The sequence below is a fragment of the Methanobrevibacter sp. genome (assembly GCF_045577275.1).
Lineage (GTDB): Archaea > Methanobacteriota > Methanobacteria > Methanobacteriales > Methanobacteriaceae > Methanobrevibacter.
The window spans coordinates 1-4,010 of sequence record NZ_JAZNIB010000229.1; the positions used below are offsets into that span (position 1 = coordinate 1).

The 4,010-nt window shown below is 32.2% G+C and carries 7 protein-coding genes; 4 read left to right on the top strand and 3 right to left on the bottom strand.

The window, feature by feature from the left end; translation table 11 throughout:
- Both ACKI67_RS06465 and ACKI67_RS06470 read right to left on the bottom strand, forming a co-directional pair.
- Nucleotides 1–441 (bottom strand): TMEM175 family protein (locus ACKI67_RS06465; RefSeq protein ID WP_407462628.1); only part of this gene is annotated, 441 nt, incomplete at its 3' end.
- Nucleotides 442–518: 77 nt separating this feature from the next.
- Nucleotides 519–1,163, bottom strand: a complete 645-nt coding sequence (locus ACKI67_RS06470; RefSeq protein ID WP_407462629.1) for a HEAT repeat domain-containing protein — start codon at nt 1,161–1,163, stop codon at nt 519–521.
- A 361-nt stretch (nt 1,164–1,524) separates the two neighbouring features.
- On the opposite strand from ACKI67_RS06470, the gene ACKI67_RS06475 reads away from it, so the two are divergent.
- From ACKI67_RS06475 to ACKI67_RS06485, 3 genes are all read left to right on the top strand, one after another.
- The gene (locus tag ACKI67_RS06475; protein WP_407462630.1) at nt 1,525–1,800 is read left to right on the top strand and encodes a 2TM domain-containing protein; all 276 of its coding nucleotides are present in this window, start codon (nt 1,525–1,527) and stop codon (nt 1,798–1,800) included.
- An 86-nt stretch (nt 1,801–1,886) separates the two neighbouring features.
- A complete protein-coding gene (locus tag ACKI67_RS06480) occupies nt 1,887–2,351 on the top strand; it encodes a LytTR family DNA-binding domain-containing protein (protein ID WP_407462632.1) in 465 nt (154 codons plus the stop codon).
- Nucleotides 2,352–2,387: 36 nt separating this feature from the next.
- Nucleotides 2,388–2,819, top strand: coding sequence for a DUF3021 domain-containing protein (locus ACKI67_RS06485; RefSeq protein WP_407462634.1), 432 nt, complete (start codon nt 2,388–2,390; stop codon nt 2,817–2,819).
- A 77-nt stretch (nt 2,820–2,896) separates the two neighbouring features.
- Here ACKI67_RS06485 and ACKI67_RS06490 read toward each other — a convergent pair whose 3' ends face one another.
- On the bottom strand, nt 2,897–3,361 hold the full coding sequence (locus ACKI67_RS06490; protein ID WP_407462635.1) for a DUF2124 family protein: 465 nt from the start codon (nt 3,359–3,361) through the stop codon (nt 2,897–2,899).
- Nucleotides 3,362–3,447: 86 nt separating this feature from the next.
- Here ACKI67_RS06490 and ACKI67_RS06495 point away from each other — a divergent pair.
- The coding region (locus ACKI67_RS06495) for an amidohydrolase family protein (RefSeq protein ID WP_407462636.1) at nt 3,448–4,010 on the top strand (563 nt) is incomplete at its 3' end.

Below are 4,010 nucleotides of genomic sequence, written 5' to 3' on the forward strand. Positions count from 1 at the left end.
GAATGCATCTATTATGTTATCCTTGTTTTCCTCATTGATCTTTAGCAGAGACTTTGCCATTATATACAAGATGATATCTACGATAATGAAGTCCAATCCATATAATGCCTGTGGAATAAATGAATTGGGATTATTTGCTACAAAAGTTGTCAAATATGGGATTAAAGAGAATATCAACATTAGAAAAATATTCAGCCAAATGATTTTAGTGTTGATCTTTTCTACATGATTATAGATAATGTGGTGGTATTGCCATAGGTTGGCACACACTAAAAAACTGATTAAATATGCAAAATAAGAGGTTCTTAATGCCCAAATGGATGCAAGTGTTGGGGCTGCAGGTTGCGGCAGTTCTAAAACGAGCACAGTAACTATGATTGCAATGATTGCATCATAAAATGCCTCAAGCCTACCTGTTTCCATAAAAGTTTCATTGTTCATATTATAATTTCTTTACATATGCATTAATATATATTTTGGATTTTTATCAAGTCATTTGTAGTAGGGTATTTGCATAGCTATTTAGATTCTTCACTTTCTTTCAATGCTTTTCTTGTTATTCTAACTGCACCAGCACTATGGATACGAACAGTAGGGTTTTCATCATTTTCTGCAATGTATTCTAATCTTTCTAAATAAGGTTTCACACAATTTGGTTTTCTTTTTCCAACAACCCTAAACATTTCAGGAGCTTCTATCCTAACCTTATCTCCAGAATCTGAAATCATTTCATAAAATATGTCAAGCTTTTTACAAAAGATGTCCGGAGCGTTTACAGCTATATTTTCACAAGCCCAAATAAATGCATGTCTCACATTCCCATACTCATCATCTTTCAGTTTCATCAATGTATCAATATGATCGATTATTAGATCTTTGTCTGCTCTGCCTATTCTTCCAATTGCATTGGCAGATCTTTCCCTCAATTTGGAATAATCATTGTCAAGGTAAGCTGCAATATCATTGATATATGGTTCTATTTCTTCAGGATATTTCAAACCCATTTCTCCAAGAATCCATAATGCCTTTGCCTTTACTGCAACAGGATAATCATCATTCAATTTAAGAGCAACAGCGCCTATATTTTCTTTCCAGCTCTCCTTATCCTTTGTAATGGCTATTAATTCTTTTATTATTTCATTATCATCTGCATTTTTTGACATTTTATTACTCTCTAATCTATTTCAGTAAACTTGATTTATAGGACTTTTAAATGTTTTTGATTTTTCTTAATAATTCTTTATCATCATCACTTATAAAATTCTCTAAAAGAAAATATTTAATGATATCTATTTTTAATATTCATTATTTGCATTTTAATGTCAAGTTTTTGCATTTTGCATTTTTCCATTTTCATCTCATCTCCCTTATTTGCATTTCAGCATGTGATTTTTGCATCTTGTTAATTTGGATAAGTATTCATTTATATAATAATCAACTAAGTAATAGTATCTAAAGACAAATGGAATTTCATTAATCATTTAGAAAATTAAAAAAAAAACAAATTATATTAAGTGTGATTTTATGTCTGAAAGTGAATTATATAGTAGAGCAGAAAAAAGAGTAGATGAAAAGATGGACTTTTATCACCATTTATACAGTTTCATTGCTGTAAACATAATACTTATTGTTATAAATGTCTTGTTTTCCCGTGGTGAATGGTGGTTTTATTGGGTAACCCTTTTCTGGGGAATCGGTTTAGTATCCCATTATCTTAAAACCTTTGTTTTCTTTGAAAAATTTGATGATAAATACAGGGATCAAATGATTGAAAAGGAAATGGAAAAGATGAGAAAATAAGCATTATTTTAAAAATGTTTATTTTATTAAAAAACAATATTTTAAATTGATTATTATTTATTTAAGAAAAATTGTTTGGTAATTTTATGAAAGTGAATTTGTTTGTTTCAAAAGACCTGGAAGAGCCTTATGCAGAGATCTATACAGATGCATTGACTGACAATATTCAAAAGGCAATGGTTCTTTTGGAAAATGAAGCTGAAGATGAAGAAGAAGGAAGCAGTGACAATTCAATTTTGGCTGTAAAAAAGGGACAGGATATTGTTCTTCTGGACTTTGAAGACATCTTTATGATTAGGGTTGAGGATAAGCAGACCAAAGTCTATACAGAAAATAAGGATTATTTGGTTAAAAAACCTCTCTATCAGATTGAAGAGAATCTTGACTCTAATTTCGTAAGGGTTTCAAAGGCAACTATTGTCAATTTAAGAAAGATAAAAAGAGTGGCTCCTTCTTTAAGGGGAATGATGTTTATTGAGCTTAAGAACGGATTGAAGGATAACATTTCAAGAAAGTACCTATCCGATTTTAAGGAAGCTCTAGATTTATGATATTTATTGATAATGATTATTTGTAAAGGTGGTTATATGAAATTGAATTTAATAGAAAGGTTATCAATGGGAGCATTTGTAGGATGCTTCGTTGTAATGCTTGTAATGGTATTGGGATCTTATGCGGCAGGTCCTGGGAATGTTTCCTTTAGTGGGACTGAAATAATAGGTGCATTCTTTGGATCTATAGTTGTTGGATGGGCATTTAGCTTAAGCGGACTAATTTATGACAAGGAAGAAGTTCCATTTCCACTTCAAGTCATATTCCAAATGGTAATTGGTATGGGTGTATTGTTTGCTGTTGCAGTTTACTTGCAATGGATGCCGATTAGCTTAGGAATCGGTCCAATAATTACTTGGGTTGTAATAGCTTGCATCTTCGCTGCAGTATTTTGGGCAGGATTTTTTGTCTATTACACTCTCCAAGCAAGGGATATAAATAAAAAATTGGAATTATCCAACGATTAAATCAGGATAATTCATTTTTCTTTTTTTTTAATATTTTTTCATCAATTTTTTTTAATTAATTTTTATCTTTTTTATTCTTATTTTTTAGTGACTCCAGTCAATGTTCCATCTACAATGCAGTCAAAGTCAACCTTATCCAACCATCCTGCTTTGGTAAACATGTCCATGTATCCAACACCAATGATTTTACCATCATCCTTCAGGATTTCTGCAATGGTTTTATTCAAATCATCAACATCAGTATTTGCTTTAGGCATGGTAAGTCCACCTAATAGGACAACAGCATCAGAGTCATGAGGATCGGATGTCTCTTCATTTAGCTGCATTCCATATGGCTTGAATTCAAATTGGTGACAAGCGCCAATGTCAGTTCCGCTAATGAAATGGGATTCCTTATTTCTTATTGCATATGAGAATAATGCTGCAAAAGGAGTGCAGACACCAGGAGTTCCTAAAAAGGTAACTTTTTCAACATCTCCGACTGCTTCCTTAAACGCTACAATGTTTCCGTTCAATCCTTTAAATTCACTAATTGTTTCCATGATTTCACATCCCTAAAAAAATAAGTCTTTCTTGATTAATAATTTTTAAATAAAAATATATAAAACTTATTTTAAAATTATTATTGATGAAGACTATAGCAAATGGATTAATCCTAAAAGGTATTGATTTGAATCCTGTTAAGGAAAACATTGTCATTGATGATGAAAACAAAATCATTGAAATCTCCAAGGATGCTAAGAAAGGAGAAATAATAGATGCATCAGGCAAAATAGTTTGCCCAAGGTTCATCAATGCACATACCCATATTGGAGACTCAATAATCAAGGATGAAGGTGATGGATTAAGTTTGGATGAGGTTGTAAAGCCACCTAATGGAATAAAGCATAAGGCTTTGGAATCTGCAAGTGATGATGAGCTTATCGAAGCGATGAGAGAGTCAATGTGGGATATGTACAATCTTGGAATCAGTCATTTCATAGATTATCGTGAAGGTGGCCTTGAAGGAGTCAAGCTTCTTAAGGAAGCGGCAAAGGATATTCCAATAACCCCTATAATACTTGCCAGAGACAGTTCATTCTATGGTGAGGATGCCAATTATCGTCAGGTGAAGATAGCAATCAGGAAGCTTTTAAAGCATGCTGATGGAATTGGATTAAGTGGTTTTGGTGAAATAGACACAACAGTTGC

Excerpts from the sequence above, each read along its gene's own strand:
- ACKI67_RS06490 (WP_407462635.1), bottom strand. The coding sequence starts at position 3,361 with ATGGAAACAATTAGTGAATTTAAAGGATTGAACGGAAACATTGTAGCG.
- ACKI67_RS06470 (WP_407462629.1), bottom strand. The coding sequence starts at position 1,163 with ATGTCAAAAAATGCAGATGATAATGAAATAATAAAAGAATTAATAGCC.
- ACKI67_RS06485 (WP_407462634.1), top strand. The coding sequence starts at position 2,388 with ATGAAATTGAATTTAATAGAAAGGTTATCAATGGGAGCATTTGTAGGA.
- ACKI67_RS06480 (WP_407462632.1), top strand. The coding sequence starts at position 1,887 with ATGAAAGTGAATTTGTTTGTTTCAAAAGACCTGGAAGAGCCTTATGCA.
- ACKI67_RS06475 (WP_407462630.1), top strand. The coding sequence starts at position 1,525 with ATGTCTGAAAGTGAATTATATAGTAGAGCAGAAAAAAGAGTAGATGAA.